Here is a 25,441-nt window from a genome sequence, read left to right as displayed (position 1 = left end):
GTGACCGTTACCCTCAGTGCTACGCGCAACGCCGGGCCGCAGCCCGGCGGAAACCCGGATACCCTCCATCCGCGCAGACGACGAGGCAAGGGCATCCGTCGTGAAGGACTCACGGGCTGGCTGTTCCTGCTGCCCTTCGCGATCCTGTTCGCGGTCGTCTTCCTCGTGCCGATCATCGTCTCGATCCGCTCGGCGTTCTACAGCCAGATGCCCGCCGGCGGAGGGCTCTACGGCGGCGGCGAACTGGTCGACACCTTCGTCGGCTTCGATAACTTCGCCCTTGCTATCGGCAACAGCGCCTTCTGGATCGGCATGGGCCGCGTCGTGCTCTACGCGGCGTTCCAGATCCCGGTGATGATCATCGTGGCGCTGGCCCTGGCGCTGCTGCTGGACTCGTTCATCGTGCGTCGGCCGGCGCTGTTCCGACTGTCGTTCTTCCTGCCCTACGCCGTGCCGGGCGTGATCGCCGCGATGATCTGGCTGTACCTGTACACGCCAGAGGTGTCGCCATTCATGGACTACCTGCCCGCCGGCACCGACTTCATGGCGCCGAGCACGATCCTGCTGTCGATGGCGAACATGACCACGTGGGCGTACACCGGCTACAACATGCTGATCTTCCTGTCGGCGCTCCAGGCGATCCCGCGCGACCTGTATGAGGCCGCCCGGCTCGACGGCGCCACCGGCTTTCAGATCGCCACGCGCATCAAGGTGCCGATGGTGCGCGGTGCCGCGCTGCTGGCCGTGCTGCTGTCGATCATCGGCACGATCCAGCTCTTCAACGAACCGGTGATCATGGAGGGCGCCAACTCATGGATGGGCAAGGACTTCACGCCCATGATGCTCACGTACAACTCGATGATGGGTGAGATCTCGCCCTCGGGCAGCGGCCCCGCCTCGGCCTACTCCCTGCTGATGGCCGTCATCGCCGGTGCGCTCGCAATCGTCTACGCGCTGCTGCAGCGCCGTAAGGGAGATGCATGATCATGGCATCCACGACTCTCACAACCGTTCCCCGTCGCGCACGCAAGCCCCGCGGTGCCGATGAGCCGCCCCGCTCGATCGCGCCGACGCCGCTGGCCCGCACGCTCGGCGTCATCGTCCTCGTCGTGGCAATGCTGTACTTCCTGGTACCGGTGTTCTGGCTGATCGTCGCCTCCACCAAGGACAACGCCGACCTCACCTCGTCGTTCGGGTTCTGGTTCGCCGACTGGAACCTGCACACCAACTACGACAGCCTCATGGGCTGGACCCAGGGCCTGTTCTGGCGCTGGGTGGCCAACTCGATCCTGTACTCGGTCAGCGCCGGCGTGATCGGCACGCTGTTTGCCGTGATGGCCGGCTACGCGATCGCGAAGTTCGCGTTCCCTGGCAAGAAGATCGCGGTCGGCGTCATCATGGCCGGCCTGCTGCTGCCGGTGGCGCTGCTCACCGTGCCGCTGTACATCGAGTTCAGTGCGCTCGGGTTGACCAACACGATCTGGGCGATCATCATCCCGTCGGCCGTCTCGCCGTTCGGGGTCTTCCTGGGCATGGTGTTCGCGCAGTCGTCGGTTCCGACCGAGCTGCTCGAAGCCGCACGGATCGACGGCGCCAGTGAGGCGCGCATTTTCTTCACGATCGTGCTGCGTCTGCTGAGCCCGGCCATGGTGACGATCTTCCTGTTCATCTTCGTGGCCACGTGGAACAACTTCCTGCTGCCGCTGATGATGGTCTCGAGCCCCGAGCTCAAGCCCGTCACGCTGGGCCTGTACGGCATGATGAGCTACTTCTCGCCTGACAAGGGCGCGGTCATGCTCGGCGCGCTGCTCGGGGTCATCCCGCTGGTGATCCTGTTCTTCACGCTGCAGCGCTACTGGCGCAGCGGCCTGGCCGCCGGCGCCGTGAAGGGCTGACCCGCGCTCGCGCGCACCGCGCCCTCCGCTGAGAAACCACTTCCCGTTTGAGAAATCACGCGGGAGGTGGTTTTTCGTACGGGAAGTGGTTTCTCAGCGAGAGGCTCGGACCGTGCGTGGGGAGTATGACGAGAGAGTCGCCAGGAACGTGAAGTGGGGAGCGTACGGTCGTCGGATGCCGGCGGCGCGCAGCGCCCGAACAAGGGGATCCACCCGCCACGCCTCGGCCAGATCCCACCGAGCGAACGGATGCCCGTAGCGCCGCAACCGGTCCTCCCGGCGCTTCTCATCAGCCAGGCGCTGCGCCGCGGCAGCCGGATCTGCCAGTGCGTACTTCTCCCACCCGTCGACCTCGCCGATGGCATCCGATTCGGGAAAGTGGAAGTCGACCCGATCGCGGTGCCCCTCGTACCGGAACGTGCGCTGCAGCACCGGCCGTGGAAAGCCCGCCCACTCGATCACCGCCCGGCTGACGCTTTCGGTCGGCGATTCGGCGGCCCCGTCGGCGAACTCCCAGAGCCACCGCAGGTGCACGCGGCCTCGACGAGCGCGCTGCGACGCCGCCCGCGCCGACAGTTCGGGCAGGGCCTGCGAGCCGCCCTGCACGGAAGAGATCGACGCGTCGACCACGGCGAGGGCCTGGGCGGGCGGCAGCACGCGGACGAGACGACGGTGTCGGTCATCGTCGTCACGAGGATGCCATCGACCGACGTCACTGCGCGAGGATCGTCGCTGGTGTGCACGGCAACGTCGCCGAAGCGCCGGGATGCCGCGCGATCCGGATCGTAGACGTGGATGTCGCGGGCTTCGCCGAACGTCGGCAGTCCGAGCACGACCGCCGCGGATTCGAGGCAGAGCACCGCCGACGGATGCCGCCGGGCGAACGCCAGCACCCGCACGGCGTACCGCTCCCAGGGCTTCAGCGCATCGTAGGCGGCGCCATCGACATACACACCCTTGCGGATGCGGCGGTGCGTCGCCCGCGAGACAGATTGCCCGAGCATCCGCGCTTCTTCGATGAGGAGCAGGGGCAACGGTGAAACGGTGACGGCACGGTCGACGAGTTGGAACGGCATCCGACGATGATGGCGGGTCACGGGCATCCGAAACCCGCCTGTGGAAAGTTCGCGTCCCTCTCCCCCACCCCCTGTGGACAACTCCCTCCCCGCCTCGCTCCGCCCCCTCGTCCCGCCCCCTGCCCGTGAAAAACCACTTCCCGTCTGAGAAACCACGTGTGGCGTGGTTTCTCGAACGGGAAGTGGTTTCTCAGCGGAAGAGCGGCGCGAGCGCGGCGCGGCAGCGGCGCGAGCGGCGCGTCAGCTGCCGATGAACTCCTCGACGGGGCCGAAGGCGGGCTGTTCGCGGATCTCGACGGTGGCGCCGAGGCGGTCGGTGTCGAGCACGACGATCTCGTTGGTGCCCGCGTGCCAGAGGGGTGCCGGGGCGTACAGGGTCTCCTGAGGGCCCCGCTCCCAGTAGCGGCCGAGCAGGAAGCCGTTCAGCCACACCATGCCCTTGGCCCCGCCGGGGAACGCGAGCCACGCATCGGCGACATCGGTCACATCGAAGGTGGCCGCAGCGAGGCCAGCGGCATCGGCCGCACCGCCGGCATCCGCACCCGCACCCGCACCCGACGGCGCGGCGTCGCCGAGCACCCGGTGGTCCCAGCCATGCACGTAACGGCGGCCGTTGATGACGACGCCCTGCAGAATGCCCTTGGCCTCGCCCGTGAACGGGCCGTAGTTGATGCGTCCCAGGCTCTCGACGATGATCGTCAGGCGTCCGCTGCCGCCGTCTGCGGGCAGCGCAAGGGTGTGCTCACCGTCGTGCTCGAACGTACCCAGGCGCACGTCGTCGAGGTAGAGCGTGGCGCGGTCGCGCAGCCCGAGGATGCCGACCGTCGCGCCCTCGGGGTAGGTGATGTCGGCCTCGTAGGCGACGAGCCCGTCTTCGGCGCCGAGCGCCTCGAACGTCAGCGGCACCGGTGCGTGCGCCGTCACCGGCACTGCGCGGACGATGTCGAGCAGGGTCGCCTGCGTCGCCAGGGGTGCGGATGCCGCAGACTGGCGCCGTGGAGCGTCGGGCACCGCGGGCAGTTCGCCGTCGTGGAACGGGGCGAAGGCCGCGCGCAGCGCGTGGAACTTGTCGTTCAGCGTGCCGTCTTCACCGATTGGGGCGTCGGAGTCGTAGCTGGTGACGGTCGGCTGGATGATGCCGTCGTGGTTCGCGCCGGCCCACAGCCCGAAGTTGGTGCCGCCGTGCGCCATGTACATGCTGACCGATCCGCCGGCCTGCAGAAGCTCGTCGACGGTGGCGATCATGCTGTCTGCCGAGCGTACGTGGTGCTGCTCGCCCCAGTGGTCGAACCAGCCACCCCACAGCTCGCTGCACATCAGGTGCTCGTCGTCGCGGCGCAGGTCGACGGCGGCCGGCACGCCGGTGCCGAAGGTGAACGTGCCCATGGCGCCCGGCGTGCTGCCGTTGTGCACCATGTCGGCGGTGGTGCCGTCGGCCGTGGTGAGCAGTTCGACCATGCCGCGCCGGGTGAGCGCGTCGCGCAGGTGCGACATGTAGTCGGCGTCACTGCCGTAGGACCCGTACTCGTTCTCGACCTGGATCAGGCGGATGGGCCCGCCGTGGGCGGCCTGCAACGGCACGAGCTGCGGAATCAGCTGGTCGTACCAGGCATCGACCGCGGCGAGGAATTCGGGGTCGATCGTGCGCAGGGCGCGGGTGCGTCCCGAGAGCCAGAACGGGATGCCACCGTTCGACCATTCGGCGCAGATGTAGGGGCTGGGGCGCACGAAGACGTCCAGGCCGACGTCGCCGGCGATGCGGATGAAGCGGGCGACGTCGCGCCAGCCCGAGAAGTCGTATTCGCCCTCGACGCGCTCGTGGAAGTTCCAGGCGATGTAGGTGTCGACGGTGTTCGCGCCCATCGCCGCCAACCGGCGCAGGCGGTCTTCCCACTGATCCGGGTGCACACGGAAGTAGTGCACCGCGCCGGACAGGATGCGGTGCGGCTTGCCGTCGCGCAGGATCTCGCCGTCGCGCCAGACGAGCGACGGGGATACGGAGGTGGACATGAATCTCCCTTGAAGACGATGTTTGCGCTCTCATTGTGGCATCCACCGGGCGAACCGGCCAATCCTGAACGGTCGCTAACATGAGCACATGTCTCCGCGTCACCCTTCCGAAGATCGCGCACCCAACCAGGTCGACGTCGCCCGCATGGCCGGGGTCTCGACGCAGACCGTCTCGCGGGTGATGTCGGGGCAGCAGAACGTGCGCCCCGAGACCGCCCGACGCGTGCTCGCCGCCGTCGAAGAGCTCGGCTATCGGGTGCACGCGGCCGCGGCATCACTGGCATCCGGCCGGTCGCGCATCCTGGGCGTCATCGTCGTCTCGACCGACCGCTACTCGACCGCCGCGGTCGGCGTCGGCATCGAGCAGGCCGCCGCCGCCCACCGCTACACCGTGACCACCGCCTCGGTCGCCGATCACGCCTCGCCCGAGGCGTTCATCGAGGCGTTCGACCGCCTCGAACGGCAGGGCGCCGAAGGCATCGTCCTCGGCGTCCCCGTCGAACTCGACAGCCCGGCGATGCGACTGCGCACCGACCGGACCCCGTCGACGCGCAACGAGCGCGCCTCGGTCGATCCGGATGCGCCTCTGCTGCTCGACCAGCATGCGATCGCGCGGCTCGCCGTCGAGCACCTGCTCGATCTCGGCCACAAGACCGTCTGGCACGTACCCGGTGACGAGTACTGGCTCGAGACGCAGCAGCGTCAAGAGGCGTGGGAACAGGTGCTCACCGAGCGCGGCATCACTCCGCCACCGGTCATCGCCGGTGACTGGACGCCGGAGTCGGGTTACCGCGCCGGGCGCATCATCGCCTCGATCCCCGACGCCACAGCAGTGTTCGTCTCGAGCGATGAGATGGCGTTCGGGCTGATCCGCGCCTTGCACGAGGCGGGGCGCAGCGTGCCCGAGGACGTCTCAGTGGTCAGCGTCGACGACATCGCGCTGGCCGGCTTCGCGTCACCAGCCCTGACCACGGTCCGCCAGCCCTTCGAGCAGATGGGGCGTGCGGCGGCGCTGCGACTCATCTCGCAGCTGGAAGGCACGGACGTGACGGATGCCGTCGACGTACGACCGGAACTGATCGTACGCGCGTCGACGGCTCCGCCACGCCCGTAGCATCCGACTCAGGGCATGTCGCCGACCGCGTGCGGACGCGGCAGCGTGAGCATCGTCCCGGTGTCGGTGAACTCCTTCTCGATCTCGTCGTTCTTACGGTAGGTGAGCAGGCTCACCACGACCGCCACAACGAGGGCGAGCACGAACGCCGGCAGCAACTCGTAGAGGCCGGTGTCAAGCGCCTTCCAGATGAACACCGTCGCGGCTCCCACGAACATGCCCGCCAGGGCGCCCCAGTTGGTCAGGCGGCGCCAGAACAGGCTGAGGAGGATCAGCGGACCGAACGCGGCACCGAATCCGGCCCACGCGAACGAGACCAGCTCGAGGATCGTGTCGTTCGGGGTGAACGCGAGCAGCATGGCGATCAGGCCGATCACCAGCACCGTCGCGCGCCCCATCAGCACGAGCGTCTTCGGCTTCGGCGCGTCCTTGCGGACGACCTTGAACAGGTCCTCGACCAGCGCCGACGACGAGACGATCAGCTGGCTGGAGATCGTGCTCATGATCGCGGCCAGCACGGCGGCCAGCACGAGACCCGCGATGAACGGGTGCAGCAGCGTCTGCGACATCACCAGCACGACCGTCTCGGGGTCGGCGAGGTCGATGCCCTTGGCCGCCATGTAGGCGATACCGACCAGACCCGAGATGATTGCGCCGAAGAGCGAGATCACCATCCACGACATGCCGATGCGGCGGGCACTCTTGGCCTCCTGCGGCGAGCGCAGCGCCATGAACCGCACGATGATGTGCGGCTGCCCGAAGTACCCCAGGCCCCAGGCCAGCGACGACACGATCGCCAGGATCGTGGCGCCGGTGATGGCCGTGCCACCGAACCACGAGAGGTGTCCGTCGCCGGTGTTCGCCGCGATCAGGCTGGTGGTCTCGTCGATACCGCCGATGGCGATGACCGCCGCGATCGGCACGACGATCAACGCGATGATCATCATCACGCCCTGCACGACGTCGGTGAACGAGGCCCCCAAGAACCCGCCGAAGAGGGTGTAGAGCAGGGTGATCACACCGATCAGCACCACGCCGAACAGGTACTCACCGCCGAACGAGCTCTCGAAGAACACGCCCGCGGCGACCATACCGGCCGAGATGTACAGGGTGAAGAACACCAGGATGACGATGCCCGAGAGAATACGCAGCAGGCGCGTGTTGTCGCGCAGGCGGTTCTCGAAGAAGCTCGGCACGGTGATCGAGTTGCGCGAGACCTCGGTGTAGGCGCGCAGTCGCGGGGCGACCAGCAGCCAGTTGAGGTACGCACCGATCGTCAGACCGATGGCGATCCACGCCTCGATCAGGCCGGTCAGGTAGATCGCACCGGGCAGACCCATGACGAGCCAGCCCGACATGTCGGAGGCGCCGGCGCTGAGTGCCGCGACCCACGGCGGCAGATTCCTCCCGCCGAGCATGTAGTCCTCGTGGTCATCGGTTCGCCGATAGGCGATGTAGCCGATGAAGAGCATTGCCGCGAAGTAGAGAGCGAGCGCAGCATAAGTGAAGATCTGGTCGGACATCGACGTCCCTCCTGCGGTGGCGGTCACCGCGGTCTTACCGATTCTAGAAAACCGGGGCCACTTCTGCCAACAGCACGCCTACCATGATGAGCATGTCGACCATGACTGCAACTGATGCCTTGGCAGAAATCGCTGCACTCGAAGACCCCACTGCGCGTGCCGTCAATGAGCGGCACGGCGACGCCCACGGGGTGAATCTGGCCAAACTGCGAGCACTGGCCAAGCGGGTGGGCATGGACACCGATCTGGCGCGCGAACTGTGGGCGAGTGACGACGTCGCGGGGCAGCTGCTCGGCGTGCTGATCAGCAAGCCACGCGAGCTGTCTGTCGCCGACGTGGATCGGATGCTGCGCAGCACGCGTTCGGCAAAGGCGCACGACTGGCTGGTCAACTACATCGCCAAGAAGTCACCCCACGCCGAGGCGTTGCGGGAGCAGTGGTTCGATGACGCGGATGCCGATGCGCGCGCCGCGGCCTGGTCACTCACCACGGCGCGCGTGGTAAAGAAGCCCGAGGGGCTCGACCTGGACGCGCTGCTCGACCGCATCGAGCGCGAGCTGAAGGATGCTCCGTCGCGCGAGCAGTGGGCGATGAACGAGACCCTCGCGCAGATCGGCATCCAGCATCCGACGTACCGCGAGCGCGCCCTCGAGATCGGCAACCGCCTGCAGGTGCTCGCCGACTACCCGACCCCGCCGAACTGCACCTCGCCGTTCGCTCCGGCGTGGATCGCCGAGATGGTGCGGCGCCAGGGCTGAGCCCGGGCATCCGCTCCCACCTCCCGAAAACAGGACAAATCCCGAGAACAGGACGGATACCACGGATCCATCCTGTTCTCGGTAACGAGTCTGTTTTCGGAGACGCCGCACTCAGCCGCGCATGGCGACGCCGCGGCGCCAGTAGCCCATGAATGCGACCTGGGCACGGTCGATGCCGAGCCCCTTCACGAGGTGTCGGCGCAGGGTCGTGACGACGCCGCTCTCGCCGGCGATCCAGAAGTAGCGCTCGGCGGTCGCCGTATCCGCGGCGTTGATCCTCTCACCTGATCCCGAGTACACGGGCGTCTCCCACACCAGGTCCTCGCCCTCGGCGTCCTGCACGACGATCGCGTCGCCCGTGGACTCGCCCAGGTAGTCGAGCACGGTCGGGATCACCCGCAGACCATGTGCGGCATCGCCGCGGGGCAGCCAGTGCACCTCGACGCCCTTCGGCGCGTCGATCGCGAGTTCGTCGGCAGCCTGCGGCACCTCGATGAAGGCGATGCCGCGCAGGTCGCGCGGGGCGTCTTCGAGGATGCGCGCGATCGCCGGCGCCGCCGTCTCGTCACCGACCAGGCAGACCTGCGCCGCATCACCAGGGGCGTACTCGATGCCGCCGCGGTCGGGGCGCCCCCGGCGCGGACCGGCCATCAGCACCGCATCACCCGGCGCCGCGGTGCTCGCCCACAGAGACGCCGGACCGGTCAGGCCGGGCTCCAGGTGCAGCACGAAGTCGACGACGATCTCGGTGCCGTCTGGACCGACCCGCAGGTCGCGCACCGAGTACGTGCGCATCGACCCGCGCTCGGCCTCGGGCACGGCCAGGTAGGCGCCCCACCAATCGTCGTCGTCGCGATCGACCGGCGGGAGGATGCCCGATGCCGGCGGGAAGACGAGCTTGATCCGCACGTCGAAGACATCTCCCGGCGTACCGAACTCGTCGAGCTCATCACCGCCGAACGTGATGCGCACGAAGCTCGGCGAGACGCGTTCGACCGTCTTCACCTCGGCGAGGCCGAGCACGAAGGAGGGCCGCGTGCGGGTGGCGGTGGGCGCGTTCGTTTCAGAGGACATGGTGCCTTCCCATCGGTGTGATCATCGGTTTTCCTGAGGCGGGATCCGCGGTGACGACATTGGCCATCCCGAAGACCTCCTCGACGAGTTCGCTGGTGAGGATCTGCTCGGGCGCACCGCAGGCGTGCACCCGCCCCGCTCTCATCGCGACGAGCTCATCGGCGTAGCGCGCCGCGAGATTCAGGTCGTGCAGCACCATCACGATCGTCGTGCCGCGCGAGAGGCACAGATCGGTGAGCAGGTCGAGCAGGTCGACCTGGTGGGCGACGTCGAGAAACGTGGTCGGTTCGTCGAGCAGCAGAATGTCGGTCTCCTGCGCGAGGGCCATCGCGATCCAGACGCGCTGGCGCTGCCCGCCCGAGAGTTCGTCGATGCTGCGGTCGGCGAGGTCGGCGATGCCGGTGGCCTGCAGAGCGTCGGCGACCATTTCGTAGTCGTGGGCGGTCCAGCGCGCGAGCGCCTTCTGGTGCGGGTGCCGCCCACGCCCGACGAGGTCGGCGACGGCGATGCCCTCGGGCGCCAGCGGCGATTGCGGCAACAGGCCGACGACGCGGGCGACCTCTTTGGTGTGCATGCTGCGCAGTGGCGCGCCGTCGAGGCGCACCTCGCCGGCATCCGGTCGCAGCAGGCGCGCCAGCGCACGCAACAGCGTCGACTTGCCACAGCCGTTCGCGCCGACGATCGCGGTGATGCGCCCCGGTGCGATGGCGAGATCGAGGTCGGCGATCACGGTGCGGTCGCCGTAGCCGAGGGTGACGCCCTCGGCGCTCAGCGTGTGATGCGGAATCGTGGGCTCGGTCACAGTGATCCTCCCGAGCGGTTGGTGCGGATGAGCAGGTAGATCAGGTAGGGGGCGCCGAGGATGCCGGTGATCACGCCGACCGGATAGCGCCCGTCGAGCGCGAACTGACCGATCAAGTCGGCGCCGAGCACGAGCAGCGCGCCCACCAGCGCCGATGGCACCAGCAGGTTCGCGCCGGGCCCGGTGATGCGGGCGGCGATGGGCCCCGACATGAAGGCGACGAAAGCGATCGGGCCGGCGGCGGCGGTCGCGAACGCCAGCAGCGCGACGGCGCCGATGATCAGCACGAGCCGGGTGGCTGACACGCGTACCCCGAGGGCTGCGGCCGAGTCGTCGCCGAGGCGCAGCACGCTCAGGCTGCGCTGGCGCAACAGCATCAGCGGGATGACGATCGCGCACACCGCCAGCAGCGGGGGCAGCCGCTCCCAGCTGGCCGAGTTGAGACTGCCGGTCAGCCACTGCATCGCCGACTGGATGTCCCAGTCGGCGGCGCGCGAGAGCTGGTATGAGATGACCGCCTGCAGCATCGCGGCGACGCCGATGCCGATCAGGATCAGCCGCACTCCCGAGAATCCGCCCTTGTACGAGAGCAGGTAGATCGCCAGAGCGGTCAGCAGCGCTCCGGTGAGAGCGAACAGCGACACGCCCGCTCCAGACAGCGAGAAGGCGACGATCCCCAGCACGGCCGCGGCGCTGGCGCCGGCGGTGATGCCGATGATGTCCGGGGATGCCAGCGGATTTCGCAGCATGGTCTGGAAGGTGATGCCCGCGATGCCGAATGCCGCTCCGGCGAGCACCGCCGTGATCGCGCGCGGCAGCCGCAGCTCGCCGACGGTGAACGATGCTCCGGCGACCTGCTCACCGCGGATCACCGCGAGCACCTGCTCGAGCGGGTAGAACGTGTTGCCGACCATCAGCGACACGGCGAAGAGGGCGAGCACGAGCGCGGCGAGCACGATGCTCGACACGGCATGCCGGCGCCGCCGACGTCGACGCCCCGCGATGACGGCCTGCGCACCCGATGCAGCGACGACGTTCACAGTTCACGCACCTTCTGTCGGCGGACGATCCAGATGAACAGCGGGGCGCCGATGATCGCGGTGACGATCCCGACCTGGATCTCCTCGGTGGGTGAGACGACCCGACCGATCACGTCGCCGGCGACGAGCAGGGCGGCACCGGCCAACGCCGAGAACGGCAGCAACCACCGGTGGTCGGTGCCCACCAGCATCCGACACATGTGCGGCACGACGAGCCCGACGAAGCCGATCGGGCCGGCGATCGCCGTGGCGACGCCGGCGAGGATCACGGCCCCCAGCGCTGACAGCATCCGCGTGCGGGCGACGTTCTCACCCAACCCCGCCGCCATGTCGTCGCCGAGCGCGAGGGAGTTCATCCCACGTGCGCTCAGCACGCAGATCAGGGCGCCGAGGGCGAGCACAGGGGCGGCCATCGCCATGCGCGACCACTCCGCGCCTCCCACTCCGCCGACCTGCCAGGCCTGGAAGCTGCCGAGGATGTTGACCCGCGGCAACAGGATCGCGCTGATGAGCGACGCGAAGGCCGCCGAGGTGGCCGCGCCCGCCAGCGCGAGCTTCAGCGGGGTCGCTCCCCCACGGCCGAGCGAACCGACCAGGTAGACGAACACCGCCGCGAGCGCGGCGCCCACGATCGCGAACCCCATGTAGCTGAGCGGATGCGTGATACCGACGAACGCGATGCCGATGACGATCGCGAGCGATGCGCCGTTGGTGACACCGAGGATGCCCGGATCGGCGATCGGGTTGCGGGTGACGGCTTGCATGGTGGCCCCGGCGAGCGCGAGCGCGGCGCCGACGAGGATGGCGAGCACCGTGCGTGGGATGCGCTTGACGACGGCGGCCTGCGAGACGGTGTCGGTGTGTCCGGCGAGGCCGGCCAGGATGTCCTCGATCGTCACCGAGCGCGATCCGAAGGCCACCGAGAGCGCGCAGAGCAACAGCAGGACGAGCACCCCGACGCCGAGCCAGCCGATGCGCACCAGTGTCGGGCGACGCAGGTCTGCGGCGCCCGACACAGCGGCGGGTGCGGCGGTCACGGTCATGATCTCGCGGTGCCTGTCGGATGCTGTCGGTTCGGGCGTTGCGGGGTCACTCGCCGGCGACGGCGTCGGCCAGCAGTGCGAAGTACTCGTCGATGCCCCAGCCGATCGACAGCGGCGAGGGGTTGGCCGAGGCGGCCAGCGGAGTGCTGTCCTGCAGGATGGCGATGTTGCCGGCGGCGACTGCCGGAATCTTCGACAGCAGGGGGTCTGCCTGCAGCGTGGCGATGGTCGAGTCGTCGCCGTAGCTGACGAACACATCGACGTCGTTGAAGCGTTCGGCCTGCTCGGCGCTGACGGTCACGTAGAAGCCGTCGGTGCCCTCGGTGACCTCTTCGACGATGGCCGGGGTGGGCAGGCCGATGCCCTCCAGGAAGCCCGGGCGGGTGTCGTGGCTGGTGTACACGCCGATCTGGCTGAGGTCGTTCATGTCGAGGTAGCTGAACAGCACCCGCGAGTCCTTGAGCGCACTGTTGGCATCGAGTGCCGTGGTGATCTGCGCCTGCAGGTCGTCGATGAGAGCGTCGCCCTCGGCGGCGAGGCCGAGCGCAGCCGAGTTCATCTCGATCATCTGGTCGAGCGGAGTGGCCCAGGCGACCTCGGGGTAGGCGACGACGGGAGCGATCTTCGACAGCGTGTCGTATTCCTCCTGGGTCAGGCCCGAGTAGGCGGCCAGGATGACGTCGGGGTTCGTGTCGGCGACCGCCTCGTAGTCGATGCCGTCGGTCTCGTCGAACAGCACGGGCACCTCACCGGCGGCCGCGGCCTGCTCGTCGCCGATCAATGAGGTGTCGACGCCGAGCTCGGCGAGTTCGTCTTCGACCCAGGGCAGCACTCCATCGCCATCGTCATCGCCCCAGGTGGCCTTGCTCATGCCGACCGGCACGATGCCGAGCGCCAGCGGAACCTCGTGGTTCGACCAGGCGACGGTGGCGACGCGCGCCGGCGCGCTGTTGATGGTCGTCTCGCCGTAGACGTGCTCGATGGTGACCGGGAACGCGCCGGAGGAGTCCGCGCCGGCGATCGATTCCGGCGTGGTGGCGGGCGAGCAGGCGACGAGGCCGGCGGCCACGGCCGCAACGGCTCCGAGGCCCATCAGACGGGAAATGTGCACGGGCGTCCCTTTCGGGTCGGGTTTCGGGAGGTGCCGGCAGAGGAGAACCGGCGAAGGCCTGCTTTGGTAAGCCTCACCTAACCTAACACCATGGCGTCGAAACCGAAAAGGCGCCCCCGCTCACTCCGATCGCTTGCGGTCGTACATCTGCGCATCCGCGCGGGCCAGCACGTCGTCGACCGATTCGCTCGGCAACGCCTGCACCACGCCCCACGACCACGGGTGCGATGCGAGCCCCCGCATGCGCCGCAGCACCACTCGGGCATCCTGCTCATCGGTCTCAGGAAGAAGTAACGCGAACTCGTCACCACCGAGCCGGCCCACCGTGTCAGAGGATCGGGACAGCGAGATCCACTGCGCGGTGAGCGTCTTGAGCAGGTCGTCTCCCGCTGCGTGGCCCGCGCCGTCGTTGATCTCCTTGAACTTGTCGAGGTCGATCAGCGCGATGCTGACCGGGCGCCGGTAGCGGTGCGCCCGGCGCAGCTCGCCCCGTGCACGCCCGAGGAACCCACGCCGATTCAGCACGCCCGTCAGCTCATCGGTGTTGCTCTCCAGCCGCACCCGATGCCGCACGAAGAGCCCCGCCTCCAGACACAGCCAGGTGAACAGACCCGCCGAGATGATGTTCACCGGCCCGAGCAGCGCGGGCGCCTGATCGGCATCGGGGCCGGCGAACGGACCCACCAGCATCGCCGCTCCCAGCAGTCCGAGGATGATCAGCCACCCGGGCCGCGCGAGACGGGCACCGTAGAACCACGAGAAGTACATCGCCATGATCGGCGCCTCCTGCAGTGCGGCGATCGCGTTCTGCCGCTCATCCGAGAACCCCAGGTAGTAGACCGATACGCTCGTGTGCGCCACGACGAGCCCCAGCCCCACCCATCGCGGCAGCTCCTTGCCACCGACGGCCACCAGAAGGGCGAACAGCAGACCGCCGGCGAAGATCGCGCACGACAGGACGACCTCGAACAGCGAGATGTCGTCCTCGAACAGCTCGGCCAACCCCAGCGCCGAGTAAAGCAGCATGAGCGCGGCCGTCACGATCGAGTACGTGGAGGTGCGCCGCAGCATGCCGCGCATCACGTCCGAGCGCAGCCACCGCATCTCGTCGGCTTCTGGCAGGGCGATCCGGTGTGTGTCCATCAGTGTCTCCGCTCCCCGGGGGTAGACTGAATCGTGATCTCGCGCGGTGGACCTGGCTCTGAAGGAGTGCCGGTCGCACACAGCGCCGTGTTCCAGCCGATCGTCGATCTGGCCGAATGGCGCGTCGTCGGTTGTGAGGCACTCGCGCGTTTCGCCGACGGGCGTTCCCCCGTGCAGCATCTCGATGACGCCGCCCGATGCGGCGAGCAGACTGTCCTCGAGATCGCCTTGATCCGCACCGCGGTCGTCGCCGCAGCGGCACTGCCCGACGGCCTGTTCGTCACAGTGAATGCCGCGGGTGCAACGTTTCGGCATCCGGCATTGCCCGACGTCCTGGCGGGGCTTCGCCGCCCGTGGGGGCTGGAGCTGACCGAGGGTCCCACCGATGTTGATCTGGCCGAGATCCGCGCCCTCGTGACGGACCTCGGTGGCATGCTGCTGGTCGACGACGCCGGCACCGCCGACGCCGATGCCGCGCGCATCCTCGCCGCGCGTCCAGACATCGTCAAGGTCGACCGCGCCCCGTTCTGGGAGATCGTGGCGGATGCCGACGCGCGCGCCCGTCTGGAACCGGCGCTCGCGGCGTCGCGCGAGGTCGGCGCACCACTGGTCGTCGAGGGTATCTCGCAGCCCGAGCACCTCGATGTCGCGCGCGGCCTGGGAGCACGTCTCGGCCAGGGCTTCCATCTCGGGATGCCCACGCCCGCCCCCGAGCTGGGCAGGGAGCTTTCCGAACTACGGCGCCGCATCGGGGTGGATGCTCCGGGTCTGTGACCTGCGGTTGGCGCCGGTGCGGCGTCCCCATCGGATCTTCGGCGTCATCTTGATCACGCCGAGCACGACGTAGATCACGGTGTTGATCGCGACGAACGTGGCCAGCACACCGAACCAGTCGGTGTACAGCAGGCTCTCGGGCAGCAGAATCCCGGTCGGCGCGATCATGACGCCACCTCCTCGGGCGCGTGCTGCACGTGTTTCCAGGTCGCTCTGCGGCCGAAGGCGATCTCGACGACGCCCTTGAGGAACGCGAGGTTCAAGAAGCAGTCGTAGACCAGCTCGGGAAAGATCAGCAGTGCCAGCACGCGAGCCCGCCATCCGCCGCGCCACGCGGTGACCATCCGCTCGACGGCGAACAGCAGACCGATGCACAGCCAGAACGGGAACCACACCCAGGTGTCCATCGCCAGCACCATCAGCAACAGCAGGGCGAAGTACGCGAACAGGGCGATCACGCCGTAGCCGATCGCGATCTGCTGCGCCCAGTACCGCATCGTCTGCGGTGTCACGCCGTAGGCGCCCAGGTTCTCGAGCGCGCCGCGCTGCCACCGCAGCCGCTGGGCCCACAGCATCCGCCACGTCGGCATCAGCTCGGTGATCACGGTGCAGCCCTTCGGCGAGACGGTGAGCCCGCCGAGCGACTTGATGGCGATGGTCAGCTCGTTGTCCTCGGTGAGCGCGGCGGTGTCGTAGACCTCGCCGGGCTTGCCCGGCAGGTCACGGCCGCGCGCGTCGGCGACCGCGCGCAGAGCGGATGCCCGGAACACCGACGCCGTACCGGTGAGGACGAACACGCGCCCGTCGCGTCGGCTGATCTCGCGCCGGTACCGGGTGTACTCGTTGCGCTGGAACTGGCCGAGCAGCCCATGCCCCTCTTCGCCCTCGAACAGGCCGCCGACGGCCATCAGCGCGCGGTCGTCGGTCAGCCGGCGGGTGGCCTCGGCGATGAAGCCGGTTCCGATCTGACTGTCGGCGTCCATCACCAGCACGCAGTCGTTGTCGCCCATGCTCGGCAGCAGGTCGGTGAGCGCCTGGTTGAGTGCGCCGCCCTTCTTGTGGGCGTTGTCGACGGTCTCGAAGACATCGGCGCCGTGGGCGCGCGCGACCTCGACAGTGCGGTCGGTGCAGTTGTCGGCCACGACGAGCACGCGCAGCGGCGCCAGCGTCTGCTCACGCAACGACGTCAACGTGTGGGGCAGCGACGCCTGCTCATTGTGCGCGGGGATCAGCACCGTCACGGTCACCTCACCGGCGAAGACCCCGCGGGTGCGTGCCATGACGGTCTGCGGGGCGAGTGTGAGCCGTGTCACCTCGACCCCCGCGCGGCGATAGCGATTGGCGACCACGCGCTCGCCCACCACGACGAACAGCACCAGGATCAGCGCGATCGCCAGCGCGACGGCGAGCACGCCGAGATCGGGCAGTTGGGTGTTGTACACGACATCCCAGATGCCCGAGAGCGTGACGTGCGCGGGCTGCCACATCGACGGCGGGTCGGTGACGGCGATGCCCCACCACAGCAGTCCCGCGGCGAGCGCCACGATCAGAACCACCGCGAGGCCGACGATCCGCTGGAAGAACCGGTTCACGCGCGCACTCCACTCCGGTACCCGAAATGGCACCGTATTTCCGCGCGTCCCCACCGCTTCACCACCAACAATGCCATCTTCTGCGCTGGGAAGCCGAACGTTCGGTGAGAGGTTACGCCGGATGGGGCGTGCGCGCCTCGGTACGCAGTGGCGACCCCGTGTGCGAAGGCCGCGATCGGGTGGGGCCGAGAATGGCCAGAACGCGGGCGAAGGTCGTCATCCACAGCAGCACCAGGCCGATGACGATGCTCTCCAGAGCGGTGACCGACATCAGTGAGAACGCCACCGTCATGACCACCGCGGCGGCGACCAGCACGACCAGCACCGTCGTGATCACCCGCAGCATCCGCCCACCCGCGAGCACGCGGGCCGACAGCACCACCGCCACCACGATCAGCACCATCGTGCCGACCGCGAGGATGTCGTGCGCGGTCGGGAACCTGTTGATCGGCAGCAGGCCGACGGCGGCCAATGCGGTGCCCGACACCACCCAGGCCAGTGCCACGACGGCGATGCGTCGCAGCATCCGATCCCCATACAGGCGGTGCAGATCGCGACCGATGTACAGGCCGGTCGTGGCGACGAGCATGCCGGCGATCACGAGGGTGCCGTTGAAGGCCCAGCCGCCACCTCCCGAACCGAGCTGCGAGAAGTTGCGCTGCCACCAGGTCGGGTCGGCGGCGGTGATCATCGCGAACAGCGTGCCGATGATCAGGAAGGCGAACAGCAGCGCAGCGATGTCGCCGGTGCGCAGCTCGATACCCGCGTCGAATGCCAGGCGCCCGCCCACGGCGGCCGCGACACCGACGATCAGGCCACCGCCGATCGGCGAGAGCTCGAGACCCTGCAGTCCGGTGCCGATGATCTCACCGGCCAGCAGCACGCCCAGTCCGGCGACCCCCGCGATCGCGATCGTCACGGCGATCGCCGCGATGTCCGAGATGACGGCCTGCCAGCGCGGCATCGGGAACGTCTCACCGCGTCGATGCATGAGCGTGCTGACGACGAACGCACCGGCGGTGATCACACCGGTAATCAGGGCCGTCGGTACGATCACCGACCCCTCGCCGGTGAAAGGACGCGCCGTGCCCCACAGCGCGGCGAGACCGGCGACGGCACCGAGCACGAAGCAGAACAGCGTCGCCCACAGGGCGCGCGCCTGAGCGTGCAGCAGTCGCTGGGTATTGTCCACGTCTCTTATCGAACCATGTCTCTTGTCGAGCCCTTTCCCGCCGACACCCCCACCTCGCGTCGACACCCCTACCTGTTGACGCCCACAGCACGGGGTGTCGACAGCAGCTGGGGGTGTCGATGACTGCGGGGCGCCGGTGACCACGACTACCGTGAAGGTATGCGACTGCCGTCCGCGATCCGCGCCCCGCAGCGGGGTCCTCTGCTGCAGGTGCTGAAGTCGGCCGCCGCGACGATCGCGGCGTGGCTGCTGGCGGGCTGGCTGGTCCCCGGGCAGCTGCCGGTGTTCGCCGCGATCGCCGCCCTTCTGGTGGTTCAGCCCAGCGTCAACCAGTCGCTCGCCAAGGCGCTCGAGCGCAGCGCCGGGGTGGTCGTCGGCGTGGTGATCGCCGTACTGCTGACCATGCTGCTCGGCTCGCAGCGGTGGGTGGTGCTGACCGCGGTGGTCGTGGCGATGCTGGTCGCCTGGGCGCTTCGTGCGTCTCCGGGAACCGGCAATCAGGTCGCCATCTCGGCGCTGCTCGTGCTCGCCCTCGGCGCTTCTGACCCCGCCTATGCCGTGGAGCGCATCATCGAGACGCTGATCGGCGCGGCGATCGGCTTCATCGTGAACATCGCCATCGTTCCCCCGGTGCTCGCGGCCCCCGCGCGGCGGGACGTGATCATGCTGGGGCGCGAGGTGGCGGCCTCGCTCGACCGCCTGGCCGATGCCCTGCCGTCGGTGCGCACCGGACCGCAGCTGCACGAGCTGATGCTGCAGGTGCGCCTGCTGCGGCCGATGAAGGTGTCGGCCGACGAGTCGTTGCACGCCGCCGACGAATCGCTGTCACTGAATCCGCGTCGCTCTCGCCACCGCGATGACCTGGTCGACATCCGCGCACTGCATGATCGGCTGTCAGCGATCGTGACGCAGGTGATCGGCATGACGCGGGCGTACTTCGACCACTACGACGATGCCCTCGCCGACGATCCCGCTGTGCAGGCCATCGCCGAGCAGCTGCACCGTGCGGGCCACGACGTGCGTCTCGCGGTGCAGAACCTCGCGCATCAGGCCTCGGATGCCCGCGACCCGGCCATGCCGGAGACATCGGTGATCCCGGCGCTGACCGCCCCCTTGGTGGTGCGGCCGCCGGCATCCGATCACTGGATCCTCGTGGGATCGCTCATGGAAGATCTGCGGCGCATCCACAACGAGCTGGCCGGCGACTGATCCGCCGGAATGCGACAGGGCTCCCCGTGCGACGCACGAGGAGCCCTGTCACCCCGGGGGGGGGTCGATCAGGCGAACAGGGCCGTGACCGCCGGAACTGTGAGCACCGCGACGTAGTAGCCCATGAACTGCACGCCCGTGTGCATGTGGAACATGCGGTTGAGCAGGCCACCGACGAGACCGATGCTGATCGCCACCAGCAGCGCGACCACGCCACCTTCGTAGAGGCAGATCACGGCAATCAGTCCGGCGAAGGCGCCGATGATGGCCTCGTGCGAGACCTTCTTCATGATCCAGGCCGCAGCCTTGTGGGCCTGCGTCATGGCGAACGGATACGTGATGATCAGGGCGATCAGCACCGCCGCGAGGCCGAACACCAGGAACTCCCACGGCCCGAGCATGTCGTGCAGGTTGTTCGTCTCGCCGGTCTCGGCGTTGATGGTGAACACCGGCGGGGCGTTGAACAGCGGGTTCGCGGGCCCGGCGGCCATGGGCGAGAGCGGCAGGCCGATGGCGATCAGCGGGATGAGCGTCTCGGCGATGTAGGTCGACTCGGTCGTGCCGTTCTTGACGGCCATCATCGTGGTCAGACGACGGTAGCCGTTCTTGATGCGGCCGCCGAACATCTCACCCATCAGCACGGTCATCGCCACCGGCGAGAACACGAACGTCGCGCTGGAGATCACCGCGGCTCCCGCCGTGCCACCCAGCTGGGTGCGGTCGAGCACGCGCATCGGGTTGGGCATGCGTCCCTTCCAGGTGCGCACATCGGCGGCCAGCTCGAACGACCGCGGAGCGTCGCGCTTGAGGCCGGCACGACCGGCCGGGCTCGACGCCAGGAACAGGTCGAGGATGAGCGGTCCGATCGCGATGCCCAGGAAGAAGCTGATCGACAGGCCCTTGCCGAGGGCGCCGACGGCGAAGTTCTGCAGACCCACCACCACGAGCACGAACGGGATGAGAGCGATCAGTGCCGCCCAGCGTCCCTTCGACAGCACGGCGATGAGCAGCGCTGCGGCGAGGAACAGCCACGGTGCGACCGCGCTGATCGCCTCGGAGAACGGCGTGAGCACCCATGCGAAGAACACCGCCATCGGCACCGCGATGACCGCGGCGATCACACCGCCCGAGATCGCCTTGCGCAGGGCGATGTGCGGCACGCCCAGCTCGCGCAGCATCTGCGCGTCGCGCAGCAGCGGTGCGGCCATGGTGTCGCCCGGGATCCCCAGCAGGGTGGTCGGGATCGCATGGGTGATGTGCTTGGCGGCGATGGATGCCATGAAGAAGGCGAACACGCCCGCCGGCGGCACGCCGAGCAGGATCACCAGCAGGGTCAGCGGAGCGATCGTGGCGGTCTCATCCGTTCCCGAGACGAGGCCGATCAGGGCGAAGACGATCGTTCCGACCAGGGCCATGCCGAGCGCCCACAGGGTGGGTTCGAGCAGCGTGTCGATCATCGTGCGGCCTCCTGACGGGCCTGGTTCTTGCGATGCTGGGCGAGCAGATCGTCGTACAGCCCGAGTTCCTTGACCTCGGCCAGCGCGGCGGCCGGCAGCTCGTCGGGGTTGCCCAGCGGGCCGAGCTCTGCCTCGATGGCGTCCATCGCGTCTTCGCGACCGCCGGCAGCGGCGGCACCGATGGTGACCACTCGCTTGGGCTTGAAGATGTTGGCCGCGATCACGGCGGCGACGATGCAGGCCGCCAGGCCCGTCACCAGGGCGTAGGAGCGTCCGACGGCGTCACCGTCGGTGAGCTGGGCGAAGCCCCACTCGGCGAAGAGGTAGACGGGTACGGCGATGCCGACGCCCAGGCCGATGGCGCCGAGCAGGTGCCGGCTGTCGACCGTGTCGCCCCACACCTCCAGCAGTCGTTGCTGTTGCACGGGTAGTTCCTTTCTCAGCGGCTCAGCGCCGTCGCGACGCGTGACGTGGGCGCCTTGCCCAGCGCCCGGGTGAGCCAGATGCTCGTTTCGGTGAGGGCATCGAGGTCGATGCCGGTGCGGATGCCGAGCCCTTCCAGCATCCACACGAGGTCGTCGGTGGCGAGGTTGCCGGTCGCCGACCGCGCGAAGGGGCATCCGCCGACCCCGCCGGCGGCGGCGTCGAAGACGCGCACGCCCTCTTCGAGGCCGGCGTGCACGTTGGCGACGGCCATGCCGTAGGTGTCGTGCATGTGCAGGGCGATCTCGCCCACGGGAAGGCCCGAGTCGACGAGAGCGCGCACGATCCCGCGCACCTGCCCCGGCGTCGCGACGCCGATCGTGTCGCCGAGCGAGAGCTGTTCGACACCCCACGAGCGCATGACGGATGCCAGACGCACGACCTCGTCGGTCGCGACCGCCCCTTCCCACGGGTCGCCGAACACCATCGACAGATAGCCGCGCACCCGCACGCCATCGGCGATGGCTCGCGCGACGACCTCGCCGGCCGCCGTCTCCATGGTCGCCCGGGCGGCGCCGAGGTTCTGCTGCGAGAACGATTCGGTGACGCTGAGGAACACGGCGATGTCGTCGGCACCAGCGGCGCGGGCCAGTTCGTATCCGCGCAGGTTCGGAACGAGCACGGGCGTGCGCACGTCGAGCGCCGCGGTGCGGGTGAGAACCTCGGCCGAGTCGGCCATCTGCGGCACGCGGTCGGCGCGCACGAAGCTGCCCGCCTCGATGATCCGCGCCCCGGCCTGCGCGAGCCGCTCGATGAGCTCGACCTTGGTGTCGGCGTCGAGGGTGACGCTCTCGGCCTGGAGTCCGTCGCGCGGGGCGACCTCCCAGATCTCGACCGTGTCGACATCGATGCCCGGGTCGGCCTGCGTCATGGGCAGGCCGAGCTGGCGCACCGCGCTCATCGTGCGCGCAGTTCGGCGAGCACCGTCTCGGCGACGTCGACGCGCACGGCCCGGCGCGCGACGAGTTCGGCGGCGACGTCGTCGACCTCGGTGCCGGTGGCCCCGGCGGCGACGGCGATGTTGCGGGCGTGCAGCCCCATGTGTCCGCGCTGGATGCCCTCGGCGGCGAGCGCACGCACGGCGGCGACGTTCTGTGCCAGCCCGATCGCGCAGATGATCTCGCCGAGCTCACGTGCGGTGGTCACCTCGGTCATGGCGACGCCCGCACGGGCCGTGGGGTGCGACTTGGTGGCTCCGCCGACGAGCCCAACGGCCATGGGCAGTTCGAGGGTCGCGACGAGGTTGCCGGCGCTGTCCTTCTCGAACCGCGACAGGGCCCGGTACTGTCCGTCGCGGGCGGCGTAGGCGTGCGCGCCCGCCTCGACCGCGCGGGTGTCGTTGCCGGTGGCGAGCACGACGGCCGAGATGCCGTTCATGATGCCCTTGTTGTGGGTCGCGGCGCGATACGGATCGTCATAGGCGAGTGCGGCACCGGCGATCATGTCGTCGATCACCTGCGGGCCGCCGATCTGGTCGGGGGCGATGGCGATGCGGGCGCGGGTGATGCGCATGTCGGCGAGGTTGGTGAGGATGCGCAGCAGCGACCGGCCCTGGGCGATCTCGGCCAGCAGCGGGGCGATGGCCTCGGCCATGGTGTTGACGGCGTTCGCGCCCATCGCGTCGCCGACGTTCACCACGAGATGCACGATGAGGTGGTCGTCGAGCAGGCCGTGCACGGTGCGCACGATGAGGTCGCGGGCGCCTCCGCCGACCTCGACCAGCTTGGGGTCCTGGGCGTTGGCGAGGGCGAGCACGTCGTCCTTGCGCTCGAGGATCCGTGCGCGGGCGCCCTGCGGATCGGCGACGTCGAGCAGCTGCACCTGGGCCTGCATGACCGGCTCGGACGACGTGGCGGTGACGCCGCCGAGGGTGCGCGACATGCGGGCGATGTTCGAGGCCGCCGCGACGACGCTGGGCTCCTCGGTGGCCATCGGCACGAGCACCTCGCGGCCGTTGAGCACGAGGTTCGTGCACACGCCGACGGGGATGCCGATCTGTCCGATGACGTTCTCGACCATGCGATCGGCCTGCGCCATGGTCAGCGCCTCGTCCGAGGTGGGGTCCAGTGCGGTGAGCAGTTCGGGCTGCCCGCCGATCGCGTCTGTCACTGCGGTGCGCCGGTCGGCGATGCTGAGGTTCCGCAGTCCGCTGAGCCGTGATGTCGTGGCCACGTCGTCGTCCTTCCTTGTGAGCGGCCGGACGGCTCCCGGTGGGCGCCGTTGCCGGACCGGCGGAGCACCGTTCGGGTCGGGCCCTCCGCCAGATCGACAGCCAACCAGTGCGGTGCGCGCCAGAACAGGTGCGATTCGCACACTGTTGGGCGCTTGACTATGTCTGTTCGAGTGCTCTGCGCGCCTGCTCGACCCGCACGGCCATCTCCAGCCGGAAGCGGGCCTCGGGCGCGTCGAGAACGGAGCCCAGCATCTGCCGCAACCGGGCGATGCGCTGGGCGAGGGTGTTGACGTGCACGTGCAACTCGCGGGCGGTCGCCGCGAGCTGCCACCGCTGATCGAACAGCGCGACGAGCGTCGCGAACAGCATGGTGCCCTTGGCGGCATCCCAGTCGACGACCGGATGCAACATGCTGTCGACGAAGCGGGCGAGCCGCGCCCCGTCGCCGTGGAACAGCGGCGCGTAGGGGGCCAGCACGGCAGCATCCATCCGTCCTCGGTGAATGCCGAGACCGTGCGCGAGGCGCGCGGTGAGCCCGATGTCGCGTACCGCGTCAGCGGCCTCGTCGAGGTTGCGGGCGCGACCGAACACCAGCAGCGCGGCATCGACGCCGCTCGTCGCCTCGGCATCGGTCACCGCCGGCTCGGGGTCGCCGGGGGCGAGAACGGCGATCCCGTCGCCGTGAGGCGCGACAAGCCAGTCCGTGCGCAGACGCAGGCGACTGAGCAGGGACGCGCGCTGTTCGGCGGCGCAGGTCACCACCAGGGCGGTCCAGGGTGCGGCGATCGGATGCCCGCGGCCGGCCGCCCGCGCCAGCGCCGCCTCTCGGCGCGCCGGGGCGGCCAGCAGCTCTGCGGCCAGTTCGCCCCGCACGCGCTCCTCGGCGTCGGCGAGCGCGTCGCGGCGCAGCAGCACGAGCGCTGCGGTGAGCGCCGACCGCTCGACAGTGCGCCGTTCGACGGCCGTCAATGGTTCACCGGCGCGCTCGACCAGCAGCGCTCCGCTGACCTCGGTCGCACCGAGGATCGGCGCGACGAGTTCGATCGGCCCGTCGTCGAGCACGGTGCTGCGTCCGCCATCACCGGAGGCCCGGATCACCTGCCCGAGGGGGTCGCCGCCCTCGACCGCGCGCCGCAGGGTGACGCGGCGCCCGAGCGCGTCAGAGAGCGCCGCGGCGATGCCCTCGGCATCATGGCCGGTCACCGCCAACCGGGTCAGTTCCTCGTGCAGTCCCGCCGCCCATTCGGCCTGACGCTGGCGCACGGCGGCCTGTTCGGTGGCGTCGGTGGCCCGCCCGAGCAACCGGGCGAGGTGCAGCACCAGCGCGGCGTGCCCGGCGAAGGCCGACAGGAGCGAGATCTCGTCGGGCCGGTGCGCACGTGCGTCGCGCCCGGCGGTGAAGAGCACACCCAGCACCTCACCCTTGACCACCAGTGGGGCGCCGAGCATCGATCGCAGCCGCTCCTCGTGCACGATGGCGTCGATCGTCGGATCGTGCGGAACCGAGGTCAGCGTCGTGTAGTCCTCCACCCACTGCGGGTGGCGGGTGTGCACGGCGCGGCTCGCGAGCCCGACCCCGGCCGGTACGACCATGCCCAGAAAGCGCGACGAGATCGTGCCGCTCGCGGCGCGCACCCGCAGCTCGTCGCGCGTCGGGTCGTAGACCGACAGGTAGGTGACATCGCCCGCGATCAGCTCGTGCGCGTGATCGACGATGCGCTGCAGCATCAGGTCGGCGTCGGGTTCGGCGAGCAGTTCACGGGTCGACGACATCATCACCCGCAGTTCGGCGCTGCGCTGGCGCAGCCCCTCGACGCGATACGCGAGCTCGACCAGGGCATCCGCGGTGGCGGAGTCGGTTCCGAGGGCGGTGCGGATGCGATCGGGCTCGGGCGTCGCGCCGTCGCCGATCGCCCGCAGGATCGCCGCGAGATCGGAGCTCATCCCTCCATTCTCGCCGGTGCGGCACAGC

Annotated in this window: 24 protein-coding genes; 7 read left to right on the top strand and 17 right to left on the bottom strand. The window is 69.2% G+C overall.

What is annotated here, in order from left to right:
• Positions 1–984 (top strand): carbohydrate ABC transporter permease, encoded by a 984-nt coding sequence (locus JF543_RS03220; RefSeq protein ID WP_347401078.1) that lies wholly within the window; start codon positions 1–3, stop codon positions 982–984.
• Positions 985–986: 2 nt separating this feature from the next.
• A complete protein-coding gene (locus tag JF543_RS03215) occupies positions 987–1,895 on the top strand; it encodes a carbohydrate ABC transporter permease (protein ID WP_179409318.1) in 909 nt (302 codons plus the stop codon).
• A 93-nt stretch (positions 1,896–1,988) separates the two neighbouring features.
• Here JF543_RS03215 and JF543_RS03210 read toward each other — a convergent pair whose 3' ends face one another.
• On the bottom strand, positions 1,989–2,552 hold the full coding sequence (locus JF543_RS03210; protein WP_206822725.1) for a hypothetical protein: 564 nt from the start codon (positions 2,550–2,552) through the stop codon (positions 1,989–1,991).
• An 80-nt stretch (positions 2,553–2,632) separates the two neighbouring features.
• Between JF543_RS03210 and JF543_RS03205 the strand changes: the two genes are divergently transcribed.
• Positions 2,633–2,935: a hypothetical protein gene (locus JF543_RS03205; RefSeq protein ID WP_206822724.1), complete on the top strand. Its 303-nt coding sequence runs from the start codon at positions 2,633–2,635 to the stop codon at positions 2,933–2,935.
• A 276-nt stretch (positions 2,936–3,211) separates the two neighbouring features.
• Here JF543_RS03205 and JF543_RS03200 read toward each other — a convergent pair whose 3' ends face one another.
• On the bottom strand, positions 3,212–4,981 hold the full coding sequence (locus JF543_RS03200; RefSeq protein WP_206822723.1) for a glycoside hydrolase family 35 protein: 1,770 nt from the start codon (positions 4,979–4,981) through the stop codon (positions 3,212–3,214).
• An 88-nt stretch (positions 4,982–5,069) separates the two neighbouring features.
• Here JF543_RS03200 and JF543_RS03195 point away from each other — a divergent pair, with 88 nt between their 5' ends.
• A complete protein-coding gene (locus JF543_RS03195; protein WP_206822722.1) occupies positions 5,070–6,095 on the top strand; it encodes a LacI family DNA-binding transcriptional regulator in 1,026 nt (341 codons plus the stop codon).
• An 8-nt stretch (positions 6,096–6,103) separates the two neighbouring features.
• On the opposite strand, the gene putP is transcribed toward JF543_RS03195, so the two are convergent.
• Positions 6,104–7,618 (bottom strand): sodium/proline symporter PutP, encoded by a 1,515-nt coding sequence (gene putP, locus JF543_RS03190; RefSeq protein WP_179409322.1) that lies wholly within the window; start codon positions 7,616–7,618, stop codon positions 6,104–6,106.
• Positions 7,619–7,710: 92 nt separating this feature from the next.
• Between putP and JF543_RS03185 the strand changes: the two genes are divergently transcribed.
• Positions 7,711–8,376 carry a DNA alkylation repair protein gene (locus JF543_RS03185; RefSeq protein WP_206822721.1) on the top strand — a complete coding sequence of 222 codons (666 nt, stop codon included), beginning with the start codon at positions 7,711–7,713 and terminating at the stop codon, positions 8,374–8,376.
• Between the two features lie 111 nt (positions 8,377–8,487).
• On the opposite strand, the gene JF543_RS03180 is transcribed toward JF543_RS03185, so the two are convergent.
• From JF543_RS03180 to JF543_RS03155, 6 genes are all read right to left on the bottom strand, one after another.
• Complete coding sequence (locus tag JF543_RS03180; protein ID WP_179409324.1) at positions 8,488–9,450, bottom strand: siderophore-interacting protein; 963 nt, start codon at positions 9,448–9,450, stop codon at positions 8,488–8,490.
• Positions 9,440–10,252 carry an ABC transporter ATP-binding protein gene (locus JF543_RS03175; RefSeq protein WP_347401077.1) on the bottom strand — a complete coding sequence of 271 codons (813 nt, stop codon included), beginning with the start codon at positions 10,250–10,252 and terminating at the stop codon, positions 9,440–9,442. The genes JF543_RS03180 and JF543_RS03175 overlap by 11 nt, the downstream gene beginning before the upstream one ends.
• On the bottom strand, positions 10,249–11,292 hold the full coding sequence (locus tag JF543_RS03170) for an iron chelate uptake ABC transporter family permease subunit (RefSeq protein WP_206822720.1): 1,044 nt from the start codon (positions 11,290–11,292) through the stop codon (positions 10,249–10,251). Before JF543_RS03170 ends, JF543_RS03175 begins: the two co-directional genes overlap by 4 nt.
• On the bottom strand, positions 11,289–12,335 hold the full coding sequence (locus JF543_RS03165; protein WP_206822719.1) for a FecCD family ABC transporter permease: 1,047 nt from the start codon (positions 12,333–12,335) through the stop codon (positions 11,289–11,291). The genes JF543_RS03170 and JF543_RS03165 overlap by 4 nt, the downstream gene beginning before the upstream one ends.
• A gap of 46 nt (positions 12,336–12,381) precedes the next feature.
• A complete protein-coding gene (locus JF543_RS03160) occupies positions 12,382–13,446 on the bottom strand; it encodes an ABC transporter substrate-binding protein (protein WP_347401076.1) in 1,065 nt (354 codons plus the stop codon).
• A gap of 120 nt (positions 13,447–13,566) precedes the next feature.
• Positions 13,567–14,589 (bottom strand): GGDEF domain-containing protein, encoded by a 1,023-nt coding sequence (locus tag JF543_RS03155; RefSeq protein WP_206550700.1) that lies wholly within the window; start codon positions 14,587–14,589, stop codon positions 13,567–13,569.
• 33 nt (positions 14,590–14,622) lie between these two features.
• On the opposite strand from JF543_RS03155, the gene JF543_RS03150 reads away from it, so the two are divergent.
• Entirely contained in the window at positions 14,623–15,363 is a 741-nt protein-coding gene (locus JF543_RS03150) for an EAL domain-containing protein (RefSeq protein ID WP_206822718.1), read from the top strand.
• Here JF543_RS03150 and JF543_RS03145 read toward each other — a convergent pair.
• The 3 genes from JF543_RS03145 to JF543_RS03135 form a co-directional block, all read right to left on the bottom strand.
• The gene (locus tag JF543_RS03145; protein WP_241263490.1) at positions 15,325–15,531 is read right to left on the bottom strand and encodes a hypothetical protein; all 207 of its coding nucleotides are present in this window, start codon (positions 15,529–15,531) and stop codon (positions 15,325–15,327) included. The genes JF543_RS03150 and JF543_RS03145 overlap by 39 nt on opposite strands.
• Positions 15,528–16,955: a glycosyltransferase family 2 protein gene (locus tag JF543_RS03140; protein WP_315900742.1), complete on the bottom strand. Its 1,428-nt coding sequence runs from the start codon at positions 16,953–16,955 to the stop codon at positions 15,528–15,530. Before JF543_RS03140 ends, JF543_RS03145 begins: the two co-directional genes overlap by 4 nt.
• Before the next feature lie 112 nt (positions 16,956–17,067).
• The gene (locus JF543_RS03135) at positions 17,068–18,147 is read right to left on the bottom strand and encodes a DUF998 domain-containing protein (RefSeq protein ID WP_307858882.1); all 1,080 of its coding nucleotides are present in this window, start codon (positions 18,145–18,147) and stop codon (positions 17,068–17,070) included.
• 159 nt (positions 18,148–18,306) lie between these two features.
• On the opposite strand from JF543_RS03135, the gene JF543_RS03130 reads away from it, so the two are divergent.
• Positions 18,307–19,356 (top strand): FUSC family protein, encoded by a 1,050-nt coding sequence (locus JF543_RS03130; protein ID WP_206821234.1) that lies wholly within the window; start codon positions 18,307–18,309, stop codon positions 19,354–19,356.
• A 68-nt stretch (positions 19,357–19,424) separates the two neighbouring features.
• On the opposite strand, the gene JF543_RS03125 is transcribed toward JF543_RS03130, so the two are convergent.
• From JF543_RS03125 to JF543_RS03105, 5 genes are all read right to left on the bottom strand, one after another.
• Positions 19,425–20,813 (bottom strand): tripartite tricarboxylate transporter permease, encoded by a 1,389-nt coding sequence (locus tag JF543_RS03125; protein WP_179409330.1) that lies wholly within the window; start codon positions 20,811–20,813, stop codon positions 19,425–19,427.
• Complete coding sequence (locus JF543_RS03120; RefSeq protein ID WP_206822717.1) at positions 20,810–21,238, bottom strand: hypothetical protein; 429 nt, start codon at positions 21,236–21,238, stop codon at positions 20,810–20,812. Before JF543_RS03120 ends, JF543_RS03125 begins: the two co-directional genes overlap by 4 nt.
• 14 nt (positions 21,239–21,252) lie before the next feature.
• On the bottom strand, positions 21,253–22,197 hold the full coding sequence (locus JF543_RS03115; RefSeq protein WP_242519386.1) for a hydroxymethylglutaryl-CoA lyase: 945 nt from the start codon (positions 22,195–22,197) through the stop codon (positions 21,253–21,255).
• A complete protein-coding gene (locus JF543_RS03110; protein ID WP_179409332.1) occupies positions 22,194–23,468 on the bottom strand; it encodes a hydroxymethylglutaryl-CoA reductase, degradative in 1,275 nt (424 codons plus the stop codon). Before JF543_RS03110 ends, JF543_RS03115 begins: the two co-directional genes overlap by 4 nt.
• Before the next feature lie 157 nt (positions 23,469–23,625).
• Positions 23,626–25,413, bottom strand: a complete 1,788-nt coding sequence (locus tag JF543_RS03105; protein WP_179409333.1) for a helix-turn-helix domain-containing protein — start codon at positions 25,411–25,413, stop codon at positions 23,626–23,628.
• Positions 25,414–25,441: the final 28 nt, after the last annotated feature.

Source organism: Microbacterium esteraromaticum (assembly GCF_017303215.1).
Taxonomy (GTDB): domain Bacteria; phylum Actinomycetota; class Actinomycetes; order Actinomycetales; family Microbacteriaceae; genus Microbacterium; species Microbacterium esteraromaticum_C.
The sequence above is the reverse complement of the archived record's forward strand: the minus strand, read 5'-3'. Positions and strand labels throughout refer to the sequence as shown.

Excerpts from the sequence above, each read along its gene's own strand:
- putP (WP_179409322.1), bottom strand. The coding sequence starts at position 7,618 with ATGTCCGACCAGATCTTCACTTATGCTGCGCTCGCTCTCTACTTCGCG.
- JF543_RS03185 (WP_206822721.1), top strand. The coding sequence starts at position 7,711 with ATGTCGACCATGACTGCAACTGATGCCTTGGCAGAAATCGCTGCACTC.
- JF543_RS03130 (WP_206821234.1), top strand. The coding sequence starts at position 18,307 with ATGCGACTGCCGTCCGCGATCCGCGCCCCGCAGCGGGGTCCTCTGCTG.
- JF543_RS03145 (WP_241263490.1), bottom strand. The coding sequence starts at position 15,531 with ATGATCGCGCCGACCGGGATTCTGCTGCCCGAGAGCCTGCTGTACACC.
- JF543_RS03125 (WP_179409330.1), bottom strand. The coding sequence starts at position 20,813 with ATGATCGACACGCTGCTCGAACCCACCCTGTGGGCGCTCGGCATGGCC.
- JF543_RS03180 (WP_179409324.1), bottom strand. The coding sequence starts at position 9,450 with ATGTCCTCTGAAACGAACGCGCCCACCGCCACCCGCACGCGGCCCTCC.
- JF543_RS03115 (WP_242519386.1), bottom strand. The coding sequence starts at position 22,197 with ATGAGCGCGGTGCGCCAGCTCGGCCTGCCCATGACGCAGGCCGACCCG.
- JF543_RS03215 (WP_179409318.1), top strand. The coding sequence starts at position 987 with ATGGCATCCACGACTCTCACAACCGTTCCCCGTCGCGCACGCAAGCCC.
- JF543_RS03200 (WP_206822723.1), bottom strand. The coding sequence starts at position 4,981 with ATGTCCACCTCCGTATCCCCGTCGCTCGTCTGGCGCGACGGCGAGATC.
- JF543_RS03155 (WP_206550700.1), bottom strand. The coding sequence starts at position 14,589 with ATGGACACACACCGGATCGCCCTGCCAGAAGCCGACGAGATGCGGTGG.
- JF543_RS03165 (WP_206822719.1), bottom strand. The coding sequence starts at position 12,335 with ATGACCGTGACCGCCGCACCCGCCGCTGTGTCGGGCGCCGCAGACCTG.
- JF543_RS03195 (WP_206822722.1), top strand. The coding sequence starts at position 5,070 with ATGTCTCCGCGTCACCCTTCCGAAGATCGCGCACCCAACCAGGTCGAC.
- JF543_RS03105 (WP_179409333.1), bottom strand. The coding sequence starts at position 25,413 with ATGAGCTCCGATCTCGCGGCGATCCTGCGGGCGATCGGCGACGGCGCG.